This is a genomic window from Hominimerdicola alba (genome assembly GCF_900112155.1).
Taxonomy (GTDB): Bacteria; Bacillota; Clostridia; order Oscillospirales; family Ruminococcaceae; genus Hominimerdicola; species Hominimerdicola alba_D.
In genome coordinates, this window is sequence record NZ_FOKQ01000037.1 from 1 (window position 1) to 19806 (window position 19806).

At 45.1% G+C, this 19806-nt stretch carries 21 protein-coding genes; 13 read left to right on the forward strand and 8 right to left on the reverse strand.

Annotated elements, in window-relative coordinates:
* Window positions 1-205: hypothetical protein (locus BM265_RS20420; protein WP_207646994.1), on the forward strand; the 205-nt coding region annotated here is incomplete at its 5' end.
* Window positions 206-255: 50 nt separating this feature from the next.
* Here BM265_RS20420 and BM265_RS15725 read toward each other — a convergent pair.
* The 3 genes from BM265_RS15725 to BM265_RS15735 all read right to left on the reverse strand — a co-directional run bounded on the left by BM265_RS15725 (window position 256) and on the right by BM265_RS15735 (window position 2673).
* Window positions 256-1872: a DUF4153 domain-containing protein gene (locus BM265_RS15725; protein WP_074962955.1), complete on the reverse strand. Its 1617-nt coding sequence runs from the start codon at window positions 1870-1872 to the stop codon at window positions 256-258.
* A gap of 108 nt (window positions 1873-1980) precedes the next feature.
* Window positions 1981-2184, reverse strand: a complete 204-nt coding sequence (locus tag BM265_RS15730; RefSeq protein WP_074835186.1) for a helix-turn-helix domain-containing protein — start codon at window positions 2182-2184, stop codon at window positions 1981-1983.
* A gap of 12 nt (window positions 2185-2196) precedes the next feature.
* A complete protein-coding gene (locus BM265_RS15735; protein WP_074962956.1) occupies window positions 2197-2673 on the reverse strand; it encodes a DUF2975 domain-containing protein in 477 nt (158 codons plus the stop codon).
* Between the two features lie 256 nt (window positions 2674-2929).
* Here BM265_RS15735 and BM265_RS15740 point away from each other — a divergent pair, with 256 nt between their 5' ends.
* Window positions 2930-3490: an RNA 2'-phosphotransferase gene (locus tag BM265_RS15740; RefSeq protein WP_074962957.1), complete on the forward strand. Its 561-nt coding sequence runs from the start codon at window positions 2930-2932 to the stop codon at window positions 3488-3490.
* A gap of 55 nt (window positions 3491-3545) precedes the next feature.
* Here the strand turns inward: BM265_RS15740 and trmB are convergent, their stop codons facing one another.
* Genes trmB through BM265_RS15755 form a run of 3 tightly spaced genes read right to left on the reverse strand, consistent with a single transcriptional unit; the run spans window position 3546 to window position 6096 of the window.
* The gene (gene trmB / locus BM265_RS15745; RefSeq protein WP_074962958.1) at window positions 3546-4217 is read right to left on the reverse strand and encodes a tRNA (guanosine(46)-N7)-methyltransferase TrmB; all 672 of its coding nucleotides are present in this window, start codon (window positions 4215-4217) and stop codon (window positions 3546-3548) included.
* A 44-nt stretch (window positions 4218-4261) separates the two neighbouring features.
* Window positions 4262-4855, reverse strand: a complete 594-nt coding sequence (locus tag BM265_RS15750) for a hypothetical protein (protein WP_074962959.1) — start codon at window positions 4853-4855, stop codon at window positions 4262-4264.
* Window positions 4852-6096: a galactokinase gene (locus BM265_RS15755; RefSeq protein WP_177219618.1), complete on the reverse strand. Its 1245-nt coding sequence runs from the start codon at window positions 6094-6096 to the stop codon at window positions 4852-4854. The genes BM265_RS15750 and BM265_RS15755 overlap by 4 nt, the downstream gene beginning before the upstream one ends.
* 172 nt (window positions 6097-6268) lie before the next feature.
* Here BM265_RS15755 and BM265_RS15760 point away from each other — a divergent pair, with 172 nt between their 5' ends.
* The 11 genes from BM265_RS15760 (at window position 6269) to BM265_RS15810 (ending at window position 14804) form a co-directional block, all read left to right on the forward strand.
* On the forward strand, window positions 6269-6787 hold the full coding sequence (locus tag BM265_RS15760) for a putative periplasmic lipoprotein (protein ID WP_074962961.1): 519 nt from the start codon (window positions 6269-6271) through the stop codon (window positions 6785-6787).
* Between the two features lie 260 nt (window positions 6788-7047).
* A complete protein-coding gene (gene iorA / locus BM265_RS15765) occupies window positions 7048-8784 on the forward strand; it encodes an indolepyruvate ferredoxin oxidoreductase subunit alpha (RefSeq protein ID WP_074962980.1) in 1737 nt (578 codons plus the stop codon).
* 16 nt (window positions 8785-8800) lie between these two features.
* On the forward strand, window positions 8801-9229 hold the full coding sequence (locus BM265_RS15770; RefSeq protein ID WP_074962962.1) for a hypothetical protein: 429 nt from the start codon (window positions 8801-8803) through the stop codon (window positions 9227-9229).
* 23 nt (window positions 9230-9252) lie between these two features.
* A complete protein-coding gene (locus BM265_RS15775; protein ID WP_074962963.1) occupies window positions 9253-9681 on the forward strand; it encodes a hypothetical protein in 429 nt (142 codons plus the stop codon).
* 3 nt (window positions 9682-9684) lie between these two features.
* Window positions 9685-10260: an indolepyruvate oxidoreductase subunit beta gene (locus tag BM265_RS15780; RefSeq protein WP_074962964.1), complete on the forward strand. Its 576-nt coding sequence runs from the start codon at window positions 9685-9687 to the stop codon at window positions 10258-10260.
* Between the two features lie 161 nt (window positions 10261-10421).
* Entirely contained in the window at window positions 10422-11735 is a 1314-nt protein-coding gene (locus tag BM265_RS15785; RefSeq protein WP_074835211.1) for a phenylacetate--CoA ligase family protein, read from the forward strand.
* Complete coding sequence (locus tag BM265_RS15790; RefSeq protein WP_074962965.1) at window positions 11732-12235, forward strand: DUF1877 family protein; 504 nt, start codon at window positions 11732-11734, stop codon at window positions 12233-12235. The genes BM265_RS15785 and BM265_RS15790 overlap by 4 nt, the downstream gene beginning before the upstream one ends.
* 25 nt (window positions 12236-12260) lie before the next feature.
* A complete protein-coding gene (locus tag BM265_RS15795) occupies window positions 12261-12620 on the forward strand; it encodes a hypothetical protein (RefSeq protein ID WP_074962966.1) in 360 nt (119 codons plus the stop codon).
* A gap of 251 nt (window positions 12621-12871) precedes the next feature.
* Window positions 12872-13306, forward strand: a complete 435-nt coding sequence (locus BM265_RS15800; protein ID WP_074962967.1) for an ACT domain-containing protein — start codon at window positions 12872-12874, stop codon at window positions 13304-13306.
* 96 nt (window positions 13307-13402) lie between these two features.
* Window positions 13403-14251: a hypothetical protein gene (locus BM265_RS15805; protein WP_074962968.1), complete on the forward strand. Its 849-nt coding sequence runs from the start codon at window positions 13403-13405 to the stop codon at window positions 14249-14251.
* A gap of 382 nt (window positions 14252-14633) precedes the next feature.
* Entirely contained in the window at window positions 14634-14804 is a 171-nt protein-coding gene (locus BM265_RS15810; protein WP_074962969.1) for a DUF362 domain-containing protein, read from the forward strand.
* Window positions 14805-14956: 152 nt separating this feature from the next.
* Here BM265_RS15810 and BM265_RS15815 read toward each other — a convergent pair whose 3' ends face one another.
* Together BM265_RS15815 and BM265_RS15820 are read right to left on the reverse strand one after the other, a co-directional pair.
* Window positions 14957-17809, reverse strand: a complete 2853-nt coding sequence (locus BM265_RS15815; RefSeq protein ID WP_242940870.1) for a glycoside hydrolase family 9 protein — start codon at window positions 17807-17809, stop codon at window positions 14957-14959.
* Between the two features lie 88 nt (window positions 17810-17897).
* Window positions 17898-19709 (reverse strand): glycosyl hydrolase, encoded by a 1812-nt coding sequence (locus BM265_RS15820; RefSeq protein ID WP_074962981.1) that lies wholly within the window; start codon window positions 19707-19709, stop codon window positions 17898-17900.
* Window positions 19710-19806 lie beyond the last annotated feature (97 nt).

Genomic DNA, 19806 nt, shown 5'->3' on the forward strand with positions numbered 1-19806 from the left:
GTGCGCTCTGAAACAGCTTATTTCACCAGTTAATATGTTTTTTTACTCTGATGTTCGGATATGGTTCGAGGGTGCTGCGGTTGCAACAGCCTCTTTTTTATATATTATCGAATGTGATCGTGTATCGATCGGGTTATCAACGCTCTGTGTATCAGCGCAGGTCTTTTTTGGTGGATCATTCTGGGTAATAACGATAAGAGAATGAAGCAGGAATGATGATCATGAAAGCCATCGCATAAAGGGTAAATATCATGCTCACTGCGATATCTGTCCTTTCAGCTTTATAGCCGAAATATTGAAGTAGTTATATACCGATTTATCAAGCATATTGCTGACGCGATTACGTATGTATTCTTCACCTGTGGTACGATTGTTATATAAATATTCTTTATGGGAATTGTCATTCATGTATTTGTCTTCTATAAGCTGCTTGTACTGGTCTTCGGTGATGACTGCTGAAGCGTCAGATGAAAGGTCGCACATTTCTTTGATATCTGTGAATGTGAGCTGCTCGGAGCAGTATTCCATGTTGTATCTTGCAATGACTGCATCGGGACGTGAGAAGCACAGAAGTCCGAACATCAGGGTGAAAGTTACGGCGGCTGAACGCATGAAAGGGAAGTTAGTTTTGAACTGCCTGATTATCACGTACACGAATATCATTGCAGTCAGCACCATGAACCATGTGGTGTAAACGCGAAGCTGGGTAAGACCGTAATTCTGGATATAAAGCACCATCTTGCTTATTGCTGTTGCTGTTATGAGAAGAGTGAAAATCGATATCATCAAAGTGTAGAATTTAAGTGCGCGGGGCTTTTCTTCACCTGCTTTTTTTGAGAAAAAGTTGATGGCGAATATTACGCCTGCATTTATAAGTTCTATGGCGAAAAGCTCAAAGAATCCGCGTCTTGCGTACTCTGCATAGCTGTAATCAGCAGGAAGTATGTTTGAAAAAGCAGAGAGGAAATAATTAGCCTGTGAAATGAAGAACAGCACATAAAGCAGGCAGATCGGTGTTACCGAAGTATACACGGCGGTGTTGGATACAAAGCGAAGCTTGCGGATAAAAGATGTGCAGTTTTCTTCATTTAGTGCATTTATCTTCTCGGGGTGAGTGTGTGAGTACAACACACCGAATAAATATGTTGCTATGGGTGTGGCAAGAACGATCTTCCAGATAACCTCGAAAAAGTTATATACAGCTACTGTGCCTGTAAGTCTCAGGAGAATGGATTCAACACCCGCGTCAGCAGACATCAGCAGTCCTCCGACGATCAAAGTAAGCGGGACAGCAAGAATAAGTCCGCCAATGATGGCTTTGATCTTAGCGCCCGAGTCTTTCACGTTGATCGAACTTTTGACAGCTGAGAACTCTTTTCCCGAATGGCATATAGGGTTCTCTATAGAGCTTTTAAGAAGTTCGAATGCCGAGAATCTGCCGAAGAGGCCTTTCCCTGAACATACGCCGTACACCAGATACGTACCTGCGAGCAGCAGAAATACCATATCAAGAGTCTTGATGAAGCTGTTGGCTGTCAGCGAGAAAACTGTGGAAAAAGCTATCATCACTGCGGTCCAAAGTTTGTGGGAGATCATGAATTTGTGTCCCGTTTTTTTCAGATAGCCGATGATAACGGCGATTAAAAGCAGGGAGATACCTGTTGTGAAAAATCCCGATGTGTTCCATATGGCGAACTGCACAACGCCGTATGCGATGGCAAATACTGTTAAAGCAAGGGTCTTCTCGCCTTTTGTGAATTCAATCTGCTCTTTTTGTACAATCGAGGGATATTGTCCCAAAGTCATTGGAATTGTCTTTACATCGGACTGAGGGGCGTTGTCCTGCCCGTTTATTGGGTTATTGATGTCCATTTCTGTTCCTCCAGATCTCGTTGATGCCGAAGCGGCTTGTATTTTTACGTATATCTATATATGTCCGTTTGTTGTTCTTCTTTCTTTTGTGTCCTGTAAACTGTACTTTTATTTCCTAAATTCCAGGATATCTCCCGGCTGGCATTCCAGCACCTCACATATCTTATCGAGGGTGGAAAAACGTACAGCTTTTGCTTTTCCTGTCTTGAGGATAGACAGATTCGCCGCGGTAATACCGACTTTTTCAGCAAGTTCGTTAGATGATATTTTACGCTTTGCCATCATCACATCGAGGTTAACGATTATAGCCATGATCCCGCCTCCTCATATCGTGAAGTCGATTTCCGATTTCAGTTCAACTGCTTTTTCCAGTACGTTCTTCACGACGCGTAGCACAAGTCCAAGGAACATTGCGAAAAAAGCAGCGAAGAGAAATTCGAATCTCCACAGGCTGAATAATACCAACGTTAGTCCTGCAAAAATACAGCACCAGGATATTATCCTGAGGCAGAGGACATTCTGCGGAATAAAAACTTCGTCCTTTGAGATGTTTGTAAGAAGTTTATGAAGTGCGGCTACTGCGATAAGTGCGAAAACGTCGCATATGCATATCATCGCAGTGACTGCGGCGGCAAGGTTGGTTTTGATCACGCCGTCCCCGACGGATATCACGCTGAACCATTCAGCGATTATGTGCGATGTGAACATCAGCACGACCAGCAGGAAAAACATTCCCACCACAAGAAGCCTCGAAAGTTTCAGCGATTTCATTTCTGACCAGCCTGTTAATTCATTTACCATGGTAATGACCTCCAAATCTTTTTCTGCCCGGGCGTCCCCTGAGCTTGATTGTATTATAACACATCTGAATGCGTTTGTCAATACTTTTTTATCGAAAAACAATAATAAATTTTTGGGGCACGAAAAATCAATATCGTTTTGCACATTGATATAGTGCTCTTCGTACGGATAAATGATACTTTACAATCTATATGAAATGTGCTATAATACTCAGAAATACAGATATTTCAGCTGAAAACGAAAGGAGAGGACCGATATGTCGGCAATAAAAAATGATGGTGTATCTCTTGGCAGGTTCATCAGTCTGGTGCTAAGGCACGACCCATCTGCTGCTGGGTTAGAACTTGACAGCGATGGCTGGGCGGATGTTGGCGAACTGATACGCGGCGTCTGCAATACGGGCAGAAAGCTGGATATGGAGACCCTTGAGCGTATTGTCCGCGAAAACAACAAGAAGCGGTATTCCTTTAATGAGGATAAAACAAAGATAAGGGCAAATCAGGGGCACAGTATCGATGTCCACATCGACATGAAAATAGCGCCGCCGCCGGATGTGCTTTATCACGGGACTTCCGTGGCTTTTCTTGACAGCATAAAGGAAAAAGGCATTCTTAAAATGTCAAGACAGTTTGTGCATCTGTCAAAGGATATTGATACTGCTGTGAAAGTGGGTAAACGCCACGGAAAGCCTGTTATCCTTGTTATCGATACAGCAAAAATGTCCGCAGACGGCTTTGCTTTTCGCATATCGGAAAACGGTGTATGGCAGAGTGAGGATATCCCGTGGAAGTATGTCACTGATATAAAATATCCATAACAACTAAAATACCGCACCCCTCATCACGAGAAGTGCGGTACTTATTTTTGCAAATTTATTTTCTTAAATATGCTTCAAGTCTGTATATCGGCATACCCATATCCGAGAAGCGTTTTTCGTACTCGGTAACGATATTGCCCTCAAATCCGCTGTTGTGCAGGTCGAGAGAAATGTTTTTCAGACCATAGCCGTTTTCAGAGAACTGTTCGATGGAGAACTCGAAAAAGTGCATATTATCGGTCTTCTGGTGTATCTCCCCACCCTCTGCGAGCAGACGCTTGTATATCTCAAGGAACTCTCCGTGAGTAAGCCTATGGTTTGCGTAGGTGTTTTTGGGGTAGGGGCAACTGAAATTAAGGTATATGCGCTTTATCAGCCCTGCGGGGATAAAGCAGTCGAGGTATCTCGCGTTGCCCCTCATGAAGCGGACATTTTCAATACCCTGAGCCATCACAGCCTCGGCGGCATCGACGATTACGTTAGAGCTGACTTCCACCGCAAGATGGTTCACATTTGGCTGACGCTTTGCCAGTTCGCATATGAACTGACCTTTTCCGCAGCCTATCTCAAGTTCAACGGGATTATCGTTTCCGAAGATAGAAGCGATATCCAGCAGGTCGCGGTCGTCTTTTACGGAAAAATCGAGCACATCTCTGTCAAGATAGAGTATCTTGTCGCCGCAGGCAGCAAGTCTTTCTTCGAGGTTGCTTTTTCTTCTCATTCTCATATATAATACTTCTCCTTACTGTACAATAAAATGTACTTGGTTTTCTATCTTCTTTTTTTGAAAACAGAAGTCCTTCTGCCTTTTTTCATCTTGTGCAGGAAATAATCCTGGTCGGAAGTTACTCGTTTCCATTCGGTTGCAGAACCTGTCAGCGGGTCGCCGAAGGGATATACAGACAGCATTATCTCAGGCAGACCTTCGCCCTCATAAAGGGGAGTTACACGGAAAGTCAGCTGGGTAGAGAGAACATTCAGTAACTCTTCCTTTGTGGAAGCCACGCTTGGGTCATATTCGGGCAGCTTGACATCGGTGAATTTTGCCTGATATATCATTTTGCCGTCAGCCTTTTTCACCAGTGGAAAATCATACCTTTCGGGAACTGCTTTTCCGTTCACGGTCTTCACGAAAGTGAAATCCGTAAAGCGAACGATGCCATCGTTAACTGCCTCGCCCGAAATAGTCACGCATATGCCTGCATCTGAAGCGGCACCGATATTCTGCATACTGAAAGAGAAAGGCAGTTCGTTTATCATTATTTCGCCGCAGCCCACCATTTTAAGGCAGGGTTTACCCGATGCCACATGGTCGCCGAATATCTCTTTTATCTCATTTATTGCTTTTTTATTGCTTTTACTCATACTTCAAACAGCACCCTTGTTCCGCCGCAATCACGAATAGTCAGCATATGGCAGGCGCCATCGCCGAATACTCTGTCCATCTCGGCTTTGAATTCTTCAAGCTTGTTATTTGGCACGAATGCCTGTATAGTTCCTGCGAAACCGCCGCCGTGAACTCTGCAGGCACCTTCGCCGCCAAGTATCTTTTTTGCGAGATACAGCGCCATAGTCAGCCCCTGCTCGCGGACGTTCACAGCCGCAAATATGTTTTGCAGATATGCCAGAGATGAATCTCCGCTATCGTTTACCAGCCTGAGAAATTCGCTGAATCTGCCTTTTTCAAGGGCTTCTTCCTGCTTGGCGACTCTCTCGTTCTCGTCGAAGAAATGCAGTGCCCTAAGCACAGCTCTGTCGCCGTATTTTTCTCTCAGCGTGATGATATTCTCCATCACATCGTCCCTTGTTATGTCGCGAAGCACCGTTTTGCCGAAATGCTCAGCGATGCTTTTCATCTCAGGGGGAATAGCCGCATATTCTGGAGTAAGGTCAGCGTGACTGCCCTTTGTATCAACAATACAGAGCTTGTGGCCGCTTTCAGAAAAATCGTAGTTCACGCACTGTACCAGCGGAGCGTCCTTGTCCTTGAAATCAATTGTTATAAGACCGCCCACGGAGGAAGCCATCTGATCCATCAGCCCCGAGGGCTTGCCGAAGTGAACATTCTCGGCATACTGAGCGATCTTTGCTATCTCAACATCGTTGATTTTTCCCTCGTTGTAAAGACCGTTGAGTATCGTTCCGATGATGACCTCATAAGCCGCCGAGGATGAAAGTCCCGAACCCTGAAGAACATCAGATGTCATGTATGCTTTGAAACCGCCAAGGTTATGACCATTCTTCTTAAAGCCGTCCACCACGCCGCGTATCAGTGCGGAGGAAGTGTTCTTTTCGTTGTCGCGGGGCTCAGTGTCGAAGATATCGACAACATCGGTAGGGAAGCCCTCAGATTTTACGGTGATATAGCCGTCATCAGTAGGTATCACCGCCGCGATGATATCAAGTGAAACTCCTGCGGCAAGAACACATCCCAGGTTGTGGTCGGTGTGATTTCCACCGACTTCAGTTCTGCCAGGGGCGCTGAAAAAGAACTTCGGTTTTACGCCAAAATACTTTTTGAATTCAACAGCAGCGCTTCCGTAGCGGTGAAGCTGTTTTTCCATATTTTCTCTGGTGTATATCTTGCCCATTGAAAGAGTTTTCATGCTGATATCCTCCGTATTGCTCCATATCCGTTACCCTTTGCCGTCTTCTTGACGACTATCATTTTAATTATACTATATCAAACCTGTTTTTGCAAGTATTTTTCTTTAATTATTTGACATTTTCCTGAGTTTATATTATAATAATAGTATTATAATCAGAAAGGTGATATTTATGAAAATCCTTATATTATTAACCTCTGTATGCCTGCTTTTGTCAGGATGCAGTGCAAACTCCGGAGATACTGATTCTTCGCAAGTTATCGATCCCGATACTCCATGCCTTATTCGTGATTCCGACCACAGTGTTATATCCTCGGATGGAAAGATAAGCGAAAGCTTTGACATCTATTTTACTGATAAAAACACAGTGGCGATAGATGTTACTGTTACGAATAACACTGACAAGAGGTTACCAACTTTTGATTTTCAGCCTAAACTGTGGGCAGAAACTGATCTTACCCCTGAAGATTGGTCATTCGCCTGGGCTGATGTAGGTCACTGTATGATTCTCGAAGCCGGAGAAAGTATGGTTATTCCTGTAAGTTTTACGATCCGTGAAGAAGAAGAAGGCTGGTCAACGGCCTATATCCATGTAAAGCTTATGGCGCAGAACGATTCCATGCCACAAGACTATGACCCGAATGAAATACAGTTTGATCTTACTGTCTCGGCTGACGATTTAGTGTTCTGATAAGGTCATATTATGAGAATACAATTCAAAAATTACGGTTAGATAATTAAAACAGCTCAGCGGTGCATTATATGCGCCGCTTTTTTGTGCCTTGATGGGCATTATTTGACTATTGGTATAAAAGTTATTTTATACCTATTGCAATTTCGGGCGAAATGTGGTATAATCGTTTTATGTATTTATAATGTATCACGTGTTTGTGAAAAACTACTATCAATGAAGGCTGTTAAAAGCAGTCCTGCATGAAAGGAAAGATGGCTATGAAAAAACTGATGCTTGGTAATGAGGCATTTGCAAGAGGTCTGTACGAGGCGGGCTGTAAAGTCGTTTCGTCTTACCCCGGCACACCCTCTACCGAGATAACCGAGGCTGCCGCTAAGTATGAGGAGATATATGCTGAGTGGGCACCCAATGAGAAGGTCGCTATGGAGGTAGCACTGGGCGCTTCCATCGCAGGCGTTAGAAGCTTCTGCGGAATGAAGCACGTTGGTCTCAACGTTGCTGCCGATCCGCTTTATACTGCAGGTTATACAGGTGTTACTGGCGGTATGGTCATCGCTGTTGCTGATGACCCCGGTATGCACTCCTCTCAGAATGAGCAGGATTCCCGTCACCACGCTGCGGCTTCAAAGACTATGATGATCGAGCCCTCGGATTCTGCCGAGTGCAAGGAATATACCAAGATAGCTTTCGAGCTTTCCGAAAAGTTCGATGTTCCCGTTATCGTGAGAATGTCTACAAGAGTAGCACACTCCCAGTCTGCGGTTGAACTCTGCGACAGGGAAGAGAGAGAAGCTATCCCTTACGAGAAGAACGCTGCCAAGTACGTTATGATGCCAGGCAACGCTATCCGCAGACACCCCGTAGTTGAGGACAGAATGAGAGCTATCGCTGAGTACGGCGAGAACTGCCCTCTCAACACAGTTGAGTACAATGACACAGAGATAGGCGTTATCACTGCTGGTATCTGCTATCAGTACGCTAAGGAAGCTCTGGGCGACAAGGTAAGCTACCTGAAACTGGGTATCGTTAACCCCATGCCTGTAAATATCATCAAGGATTTCGCTGCAAAGTGCAAGAAGATCATCGTTATCGAAGAACTTGATGATGTTATCGAAACACACTGCAAGAAGAATGGTGTTGCCTGTCAGGGCAAGGAGCTTTTCGGCTGGCTGGGTGAGATAAATCAGGTCATCATCAGAGATAAGGTTCTGGGTATCAAGCCCGAGTTTGATACATTCGAGGACACTGTTCCCGTAAGACCTCCCGTAATGTGCGCAGGCTGCCCTCACAGAGGTCTGTTCTACTGCCTTAGCAAGCTGAAAGTAACCGTATCGGGCGATATCGGATGCTATACACTGGGTGCAACCGCTCCTCTGTGTGCAATGGATTCCACAATATGCATGGGCGCATCTATTTCCGCACTGCACGGCTACAACAAGGCACTGGGTGCTGATGCTGAGAAGAAGTCTGTTGCTGTTATCGGTGACTCCACATTCATGCACAGCGGTATGACAGGTCTTGTAAACATAGCTTACAACGCCACAAATTCTACTGTTATCATACTGGATAACTCCATCACTGGTATGACAGGTCATCAGCAGAACCCCACAACAGGCAAGAACCTCAAGGGCGACCCTGCTGCGGCTGTAAATCTTGAAGAACTCTGCCACGCTATCGGCATCAAGAGCGTTCGCGTTGTTGACCCCTATCATATGGCTGAAACAGAGGCTGTTATCAAGGAAGAGCTTGCTAAGGAAGAACCTTCCGTTATAATTTCCAGAAGACCCTGCGCTCTGCTGAAATACGTTAAGCACAAGCCTGCACTTCACTGTGATCAGGATAAGTGTGTAGGCTGCAAGCAGTGCCTGAAGATCGGCTGTCCTGCTATCTCGATACACGACGGCAAGATGAAGATCGACCATACACAGTGCGTAGGTTGCGGCATCTGCACCGAAATGTGCAAGCTGGGTGCTATCAAGGGCGCTGAAGAATAATAGTTGGTGAACAGATATGGATTTTGATAATGATGATAATAAAATAACCGGTATTATTGGCGCTTTGATAGGTGCAGCACTTGGTGTCGGTATTTGGTGTCTTTTTGGTCTGCTGGGCAGAATCGCTTTTATAGGTGGTATCGCTATCTTTCTCGGTTCTTTCGGCGGGTATTATCTGCTGGGAAAGGGCATGAGCAAGACAGGACTTATTATATCGGCTGTTATAATCGTAATATCGGTATACATAGCAACAAGGCTGAACTGGTCTATAGCACTTTGGAAAGAGACCGGAATATCAGTTTCAGAGTGTTACAAGATCCTCCCCAAGCTTCTCAAAAAACTGGGTGAAAGAGGTTCATTCTATAAGGAACTTTTCATTGGCTATCTTATAACGCTTGGAGGTGGCTTCCTGGCGCTGATGAAGCTGGGAGTTATTGATAACTGATACTGTTCGGAGATGAGCATTATATGACACCAGATATTTATATCGTACCGGAAGTGTACAAAAATTTCGCTGAATGGCTGGATTCTCTGCTTGATAATAATGAGATGCCTGAAGATGCCATTGCTTTCAACTTCAACCTTTATGACGAGGCTATGGAAGGTCTGGTATACGGTATACAGTTGGCAGCCTGTGACAGGTTTGATCCTGAAGATGAAACAGGAGACTGGGCTTGCTTTATGGTCTGGGATTCAGATGAAGATATCTTCCGTATCGATTTCACGGAGGACGAAGAAAAGGGCTTTGAATTTGTTCAGGGCGTATTTGCGGCTTTCGTGAAGAAATACCTTAACGAAGGGAAGCACAGTGATATTCTGCTTGCTTCACGCGGAGTCGGTATCGGCCACGTTGATGGCGATATCGAGATAATTTACGTTAATGATAAGGAGTTGTAATAAATGGAAACTAAGTCTGTTATGATAGTCGGCGTTGGCGGACAGGGTTCGCTGCTGGCTTCAAGGATACTGGGCAACGTGCTGCTTTCGCAGGGCTTTGACGTTAAGGTCAGCGAGGTTCACGGTATGAGCCAGCGCGGCGGCTCGGTAGTTACTTATGTTAAGTACGGCGATAAGGTTTATTCGCCTGTTGTTGAAAAGGGCGAGGCTGATATCATCATCAGCTTTGAACAGCTGGAAGCTGCAAGATATGTTCAGTACCTCAAAAAGGGTGGTCATATCGTTACTTCCACCCAGCAGATAGACCCCATGCCCGTTATCAACGGCACAGCTGTTTATCCCGATGATATCATCGGCAAGCTGAAAGCTCAGGGTATAAGCGTCGTTGACGTTGACGCTCTTACACTGGCTGAGCAGGCTGGTACTGCTAAGGCTTCAAACGTTGTTCTTATGGGCGTTGTGTCCATGAAAATGGACTTCTCTGAGGACGTATGGCAGGCAGCGCTGGAAAACTGCGTTCCCGCCAAGTTCCTTGAACTTAACAAGAAGGCTTTTGCTCTGGGCAGAGCAGCAGTCTGATAACATTGAAAATGACAGCGCTCTCTCTTTTGGGGAGGGCGGCTGTTTAAGATTTTTCGATTTAGTCATTTAAAATGGCATATGATTAAAGGAAAATATCTGGAAATTAATGTACTTCCATAATGGGAGATACTAAAATAATAAAAAGGAGTTGATCGCCAATGGCTGAAAAGATCTATTGGAACAAAGAGATCGAGACTATGGAACTCGATAAAATGAAGGCTCTCCAGAGTGAGAGGCTTGTTAAGCAGGTCAGGCACGTATGGGATAATGTTCCTTACTATCGTCACCTGATGGAAGAGAAGGGTGTAACCCCCGACGATATCAAGAGCATTGATGATCTGCACAAGCTGCCTTTCATCTCTAAGGCTGACCTGAGAGACAATTACCCTGATGGTCTGCTGGCTGTGCCGAAGTCGGAATGTGTACGTATCCACGCTACCAGCGGTACAACAGGTAAAAGAGCTATCGCTTTCTATACCCAGAAGGACGTTGATATCTGGGACGAGTGCGTTGCAAGAGCTATCACAGCGGCAGGCGGTACCAAGGAGGACGTTGTTCACGTTGCTTACGGCTATGGCCTGTTCACAGGCGGTCTGGGACTTCACGGCGGTTCTCACAAGGTTGGATGTCTGACTCTGCCTGTATCTTCAGGCAATACTGAAAGACAGATACAGTTCATGCAGGATCTTAAATCCACTATACTCTGCTGCACACCTTCCTATGCCGCATACATCGGCGAGACTCTTCAGGAAATGGGTCTTACTCCCGATGATATCTGCCTGAAAGCAGGTATATTCGGTGCTGAGCCCTGGACAGAGGAAATGCGCAAGCAGATCGAGGCTAGTCTGGGCATCAAGGCTTATGACATCTATGGTCTTACCGAAACTTCAGGTCCAGGTGTGGCTTTTGAGTGTGAAGAGCAGACCGGTATGCACATAAACGAGGATAACTTCATTGCCGAGATCATCAACCCTGAGACAGGCGAAGTTCTTCCCGAGGGTGAAAAGGGTGAGCTGGTATTCACAAGCATCACCAAGGAAGCTTTCCCTCTGCTGAGATACCGCACAAGAGATATCTGCATACTTAACCGTAAAAAGTGCTCCTGCGGAAGAACGCTCATCAAGATGTGCAAACCTATGGGCAGAAGTGACGATATGCTGATCATCAAGGGCGTAAATGTATTCCCGTCTCAGATCGAGACAGTTCTGCTGAAGGACTTCAAGGCACAGCCTAACTACCAGATAGTTGTTGACCGTGTGGGCAACGTTGATACATTTGAGATCAAGGTCGAGCTTACTGACGAAATGATCGGCGATACCATCAAGTCCGTATCCGAACTTGAAAAGAAGCTCAGCGCTGATATCGTGCAGATACTCGGTATCAAGGCTAAGATCAGCCTTGTTGAGCCCAAGAGCATACCACGTTCCGAGGGTAAGGCTGTCAGAGTTATCGATAAGAGGAAACTGGTATGAGTTGTTTAGGTGTGCTTTTTGCAGTTCCCGAAGATGTTGTGAAAAAGCTGGAAGATATGCCTCTTGAAGAACGCCCCGAATATATATCCGAGGAACTGGAAGAGGAGTATTTTGAGGAATATCCCGAGCGCACTTATGAACTCGACAAGTCCTGGGATGCTATGCACCGTCTGCTGACGGATGGCACGCTCTCCTTCGGCGGTGAAGAACCTCTTGCAAAGGCAGTACTTGGCGGCGATGTGCTTTATTTCGATGAAGACCATGACGACTACATCATCACGACAAAAACTCCGGATGAAGTTAAGAAAGTATACGAAGCTTTGCAGGGTCTTGAAGACAGCGACATAAGGCGCAGATATTTCGCTATTCCTGCCGATGAGTACGAAGACAAAGATGAAGAAGACTACGAGTACACGCTGGAATACCTCCGTGACAGTCTCAGCTTCTGGAGATATGCCGCTGAACACGGTCTGTGGGTGCTTTTCACTGCCGACCAATAGAAAGAGAAATTAAGGAGACGATTGAATGATCTTAGGTATAGGGGCGGCAGTGTATGCGATACTGTTCTTTCTGATGCGCAAAGATATTCTTGGAAAAGGCGCGAAAGGCATCAGAGTATCCGCTTTCCTTGCTGTGATTATATCCATGGTCTGTTGGGTGGTCAATTCCGCAATTCTGGGAAACACTGATCTTTACTCTGCGACCAATTATAGGATCACTGACTTTGATCCTGTAAATTTTCCTGCTTTAGTTGTGATATTTTTAGGCACTTTTATAGGTCTTACAGCATCTACAGTTGAAATGGTAACTAAGAGAAAAGCTGATAACCGCAGGTTGTTAAAAGAGATGGAGAAGCTTGATAAAGACGATTTAAATAATCTATAAACAGCTTGCAGATCTTGTGCAATCCTCACATCTAACGCTCCGTATATTTGTAAAAAATCACATCAAAAAATATCACTCTCCGAAACGTATATATTATGTGAGCGGCAAGCAGCCGCAGAACTGATACAAAACTATTACGGAGAGAACAACTCTGATGTGATTTCACGGCGTTGTTGTTTACTATTAAAAGAACGGAGCATCATAAAAAAGACTATCAAAAAAAACGATAAACAAGAAAGAAGGTTAGAACAATGACTATAAAGCAGTTATCTATATTTGTTGAAAACAAGCCCGGCAGACTGTCGGACGTTACACATACCCTCAAAGACGGCAATATCAATATTCGTGCTATAACCACTGCTGACAGCAGTGATTTCGGTATCCTCAGACTTATCGTTGACGATACCGACAAGGCTATCGAATGCCTGAAAGAGGCTGATTACCTGGTAAAGGTAACAAATGTCATCGCAGTTACCGCTGAGGACAAGCCCGGCGGAATGGCTTCTATCATGAAGACACTTTACAAGGCTAACATCAGTGTTGAGTATATGTATTCAGCATTCCTGAACCCATCCGAGGTCACAGCCTGCCTTATCCTGCGTGTTGACAGCAACGAAAATGCCATCGAAGCGCTGACCGATGCAGGTTACAGACTGCTTGCCGCAGAGGAGCTTGCAAAGTTCTGATAATAAAATAGCGTTATCCCGTACCATACCACCTCAATAGACCGTATAGTGTAGTGTATCAGTAGAATAACATATCTTGAAAAGAGGTCTATTAACATGAAAAAAAGGTTATTCGCACTGATCGCTGTGCTTATCTTTATCACTGTGACAGCTATGCCTGTATACGCTGATATGGGTCCTAAACCGAGCATTGAACTTACAGTGAAAAATGCTCCCGATGAAGATTATTACATTAATTTGCTTGTGCCGGGGACCCTTAGGAAAAAAGAAGATCGGCTGCAAGAGGTAAATGAACAATATTCTGGAAAAGATGCGGAACTGATGAGGGTCATAATAAACAATACAGAAGATGGTTGGTATCCGAGGCGTGGCGGTCATTTTCGGGAATTAACTCAATCAAAAAGTTCGCGTAAGTATGAGTTTAGCTACATGGATGTTCCGAAAACTTTCAAAGTGATAATAGTGACCGAAAGCGGCAAGGTTATCGTATCAAATGAGATTACCCGCAAAGCTTTTAACGCTGTTACAACTTTTGATGCCAAAACAGGTAAGCTGAGAGAGAGAAAGACCGCTATACTTGCTAAGCAATTGGAAAGATTTTTGATCACATTTATTGCTACGCTTTTAATTGAGGGCATGATATTTCGTTGTTTTGAGTTCGAGGGCAAAGAGGGACATAACTTTGCTGTGATTTTCAAAACAAACCTTTGCACCCAGCTGTTGCTTTATGTAGTGATATCCCTTTTACCGCTCCATATGTTGATATATGGCGGGATATTTGCTGCTGAGATCATAATAACGATCATTGAGGGTTGTGTTTATTCCAAGCTTCTCACTCCTAAAGGGAAAGGCGCACGCTATGCGATCGTTGCTAATATTCTAAGCTTTGTGCTGAGTTTGCCTATGTGGTTCATTTTAGAGTTTTTTTTCAGGATAAGCATATAGTTTACAGGTGCTTCCTTGTTAGGGAGCACCTTTTTGTATGAATAAAATGTTAACCATAGCTAACTTTTACGTGATGTATATGCTTAAAATCCAACGGGATATATAGGTTTTATTGAGTTTGTAATTCACATCATTTATCTAAAATACTACGTATTTACTGAGTATTTTTAGCTTTCGCGGGCAGTTGCGCAATGATAAGAATGATATAATAGCAGACTAACTATTGAATTGATTAGTTATGACTAATCGTTTATTAATATTTCATTAAATTTTCATAAAATCCCTTGACTATTCGTGAAAATGTGCTATTATAGAATACGGAGAGAACGAACCGTGTTCGCGGTAAGTATCTCTTTAAGGACTATAAGGAGGTTAATCTACTATGGCTTATAAGATCAATGACGATTGCATCGGTTGCGGCGCTTGCGCTGCTGAATGTCCTGTTGGCGCTATTTCCGAGGCTGACGGCAAGTGCGTTATCGACGCATCTGCTTGCCTGGATTGCGGTGCTTGCGCAGGTACTTGCCCTGTTGGTGCTCCTCAGGCTGAGTAATTATTTTGCACAGATAATATCCGTTCCGTTTGGGACGGATATTTTTTTATTTTTTTGACTATGAAAAGAGCCTGTCTGATGGGACAGGCTTAAAATTTTGTAAATCACAAAAACGGCAGCTTCCAAAGAAACTGCCGTTAATGATCATTATATTACTTTACAGTAACTGTTACAGCGTTCTTGATGGCATCCGTTGATGTCCATTCACCGTTGACCTTAGCTGCGATAGCAACCTTGTATGTCATTCCGGGTGTCAGGTTCTTGGGTGTCATGTAGCTGAGAGTAGATGCAGGTATCTTAGCTGTCTGAACTCTCCACTTGCCAGCCAGATAAACAGCGATGCCGTAGTTGGTAGCGCCTTTAACAGATGACCAGCTGAATCTGATCTGGTGATACTGTGTGTTGTATTCTACCTTGATCTTCATAGGATCAGTTGTAGAACTGCTGTTTGCCTTTGTTGTAAAGGTTATAGCCTTTGAGAAATCTCCGCTGTAGCTTCCGTTCTTATTTGCAAGAACAGCAACCTTATAGCTTGTGCTTGCTTTCAGACCGCTGAAGTTGTAGGAAGTGCTTGCTGTTTCAGCGATCTTTGACCACTTGCCGTTGGTGTAACCGAATACGCCGTACTTTGAAACACCGTCAACACTGTTCCAGCTGATGGAAGCAGAAGAAGCAGTGGTGGATTTGCAGGTAACGGTAGGCTCTGCTGTAGTGTCATTAGGCTCATCAAATACGGGCTTTGTGCCGTCAGGCTCGACACCGCCTACCAGCTTATCTCCGCTGTATACGCAGATATTCTCAGTCTTTACTTCTGTACCTGTTGCAAAGAATGCGTCATCTTCCTTGTAGATCTTGAGATCCTTGTAGCTGGGGTCATCGGTAGGATCCCATGAGTCGCCGTAGTACAGACCAACAGTGAACTGATACTTCTTGCCGGAGTTTGCGATATTGTAATCGCTCCACTTGATCTCGGCATAGTACATATCTTTCATCTTGTCATACTTATACGGACCGCTTATTGTTCCGTTAGCTGGAGCAGCCTCGGTAGAAGCCTGGTCGTAGAGCTCGGAGACCTTTACATTATTAGGATCTGCCATTCCCTTTGTGCTGAAATAGTAACGTACAGAAAGATCTTCTACCTTCTTGGTGGAAGCTGTCATTACATAAAGGGAAACCTTGGTCACGCCTGCGCCGTTAGCGTTGAGGTCATCGATACCGCAGGCAGTTACCCAGCATTCGTTGCTTGTTGAACCGCCGTTCGCGCCAGAGAATGTAGGCTTGGGAGGGAAGTTCTTTGTAGGAGCCATTTTAGAGGTTCCGTAGTACTTGTAAAGACCTGCGCTTGCGCCTACGAATGCTGCGTTGTAGTCGATGGTAACTTCGTTGTATGTCCAGTCACTTGTCACATCGTTGTGAGCATCCTTGTTATCGGGACCGCCTGCAAGTGCACCGAAGAGAACATATCTCTGGGGATCGGGATCTTCGCACTTGGTAAGACCTGAGCTTGCTCTGTGGTGAGGATACTCAACAGAATTCTCATTGTAGCCAACGATGAAACATCTGCTGCCGTGGAGTTCGTCTTCGCTCCAGGGTTCAGGCTCACCGTTCTTCTTAGCCTCTTCGTTTGCTTTGATACGCTCCAGGTAAGTAATATCATTGTTACCCATGAGGTATTCCATCTGTCCCTTTGCCCAGTCGCTGTACTTGTTGGGCTTGTCTCCGTTGTACTTGGTGTAAACGAGAGCTTCCAGCTGAGCAGCAGTATTGTAACGTGCGCTGCCCCATGTATTGAGCCACCAGTAGCCCTGAGGTGTTATCTCACCTATACCGCCTGTCATATAGGTGTTCAGTGCCTTTTCAACAGACTCCCAGCAGTTCATCTGCTCATAGGGGCTCTTGTTTGCAGCTTTTTTGAATTCTTCTATGAAATCGGGATAAACGTACTCGCCCTTATTGTAAGGTGTATCTCTGCAGATCTCACCGAGTATGCACTGTACGCCGCCCCATACGTCATTCCAGCAGTGAACGTAGCAGGGAGCTGCATAGTAGTCATAATAGGGATAGATCTCTTCAAGATACATATGGTCGCCTGTTATCTTGTAAAGCCAAGCAGCAGCCCAGCAGTAATCGTCCTGCCACTTGCTTGACTGATAATAACCCTTAGGACCGTCGCCGTTATCGGAAAGCTCCTTGGGATTATCCATAGCGAACTTGAAAAGTGCCTTTGCATATTTAAGGCTCTTCTGAGCATATGTTTTGTCTGTATCCTTGAAGTTCAGATAGTTTATAGCCAGCGAAGCAGCTGCGGAAGCAGCGTAATCTGTCTGAGGCTTCTCGGGTGTCAGGAAGAAAGCGGCTCTGCCCATTTCGTCCATTTCAGGTGAGTTCCAGTACTGGTGATCAATATCACCGTCGCCAACCTGATAGCAGTGAAGTACTACATTACCGTTCTTGTCAAGGAATGTACACTTCATAAGGTAGTCATTGAAATGACGGAGTATTGTTTCGATGTGATCCTGCTCACCGATCTTTACGTAGGAATCACGGAACTCGTAATATCCCCAGCCCACTGTTGAAGCGGAATAGTTCTCGGGCATACCGAATTCTACGTGGTCACCTGCATCGTGGAAACCGCCTGCAACATCAACATAGCCGTCGCCGTCGGGATCAAGGAGACTCTTGTACTTCTTGATCTGAGCTTCGGTGAGGTTTACGCCCTCCCAGTTGTCAATAGGATGAAGGGGCACCTGTGTGTCATAGGTATGACAGTTTCCTCTCCATTCAAAGCGGTTGTTTCCTTCAACGTCATCGCCGCACATATTAGCATCGTAGAAATACATTGAATACTGCAATGCTCTTGCGAAGTCGTACTTGACGCCTGAAGAATTGGCAATAGCGTCTTTGAGTTCGTCAGCCGCATGAACAGCAGGGGCAAAAACTGCCGCCTGGCTCAGTACGAGAGTCGCACTTGCTGCTGCTGCCAGCAGCCTGTTTCTTAACTTCATGATATTCTCCTCCTCAAAAGATTTTATATTCTGAATTAACAGCACTGTCCCAAAAGAAGGATCTCTGCTTTTGTTTTGCTGTTAAATATCAGACTTTGAATGAGCTTATGATACCTGCTGCGTACTTCTGTATCTCAAGGGCATCAAGGTCGGTAAGTCCGTTTCCTCTGTTGTTTACATCTGCATTATCCAGACCTTGTGCAGATATTGGATACTTTTTGGGCGCAGCGAGATACTGCTTTACAAGTACAGCATCGGATATATCAACCTTGCCGTCGCAGTTTGCATCACCGTAAAGCACCTTAGACTTTGTGTTTGTGCTTTCAGTGATCGGATAAGTTTTCAGGTCGGGAAGTTCATCGAGAGTTATACAATATTCGCTTGTATAAACATCGATAAGATTATCCACGGGATTGTTCTGCTCGCTGGTGAGATAGTTCATGTACCATGGGCAGAAGTAGAGCCAGCCTGCCCTTTCATTGGTAAGATTTTCTATAGACGGTATGGAATCGTTCTCTGACATGGTAACCATTTTCTGACCGTCAGTGCTCTGTACAAGGCTGTAGAATGTTGCCGAGATAGCACTGAGGTTCGGCAGACCGTCCTTGGCATTGTATTTGTCGCAGCCAACGATATCAACCACATCATCACCGGGATACCATTCCGATGCAGCAGGTGAAGTCGAACCAGTCCATATCCAGATAAGGTTGTCCAGACCGTATACATTTGTAAGCTGGTCATAAAGCAGGCGATAGAGCTTTTTACAGGGCTCTGCACCCTCTGCGCCCCACCAGAACCAAGCACCCTCAGCTTCGTGGAGAGGTCTCCACAGAACAGGAACGTCAGCGTCCTTGAGCTTTTTCAGCTCGCCCGCGATAAGCTTGATATCAGCCATGAGAACTTCATTTTCCCATGTGCCTTCTTCAAGGGCTTTGGTTATGCTGAAAGTTGTATATTTATCACTTGCGGATTTAACATAGAAAGCTATATCCTTGCCACCTTTTTCGCTGGGAACATTCCAGTGCCATGTCATGGTAACTATGCCGTGATACTTGTTTGTCCATTCGATTGCACGCTCGGGTGCATCGTCTCTCCAAGTGGAGGAAGTGCAGTATGCCAGCAGGTCGATTCCGCGTATCGCAGGCTGTTTGCCTGTCTTTTCGAGGATATACTCGAATTCTGCTTCGTTGTCCTTGATGAAAACATCGGGACTGTTCCATGAATTATAGTTGTGTGAGCCGCAGTACTCCTGCTGACCCGCGATTATGTGCTTGCCGTACTGATCGCGCAGATAGCTGTAAAGACGCTTTGTGGACTCCGAAGCATTCGGGTTTGAAAGCTCGGTGGTCGGTGAAAGGTTAGCGATATGCTCGGGGGCAGGCTCTACCTTTAAGTAGTCAAAATATGTATAGCCCCAGTAGCCTTCCAGCTCAACGGTATTCTTTCCCTTGTTCAGCAGAACTATACCGCCTGAAACTTCACTGAAAGATTCATTGTACGGAAATGTCAGTTCTCCCTGATTGACACCGTTTACGTTGAGATACTGAACTTTTCTGTTTCTGTCACTTGGCTGGCAGTAGCAGAAAGTCAGCTGATAAAGCCCCTTTTCAGGTGCTTCGACTTCAACGCTGACGGTAGTACCTTTCTGATCGAGATAGGAGAAACCTTTTCCCGAGAAATTCGAGAGGTCGGTAGCATCGCTCCAATCTCCGCCGCGTTTAAGACCCTCAGTGCCGTTGGAAAAGATCTTTCCGCCGGAGGTCTTGCCGTTTTCAAATTCGTACACCTGAGCGTTTCCGCCTGCTGCTGTTACAGGATAAGTAACAGATGGTGCGACAGCCGAGGTAGCTATGATAGCTGCTATTACGGCTGACATTGTTTTTGATACTTTCTTTCTCATCTTCATTTTCATTCATCCCTTCAGAGCTTTTGCGTCTGTGATGCTTAAATTATCTTTATCTGAAATAATTTAATTAATCTACAGACATAACATACCA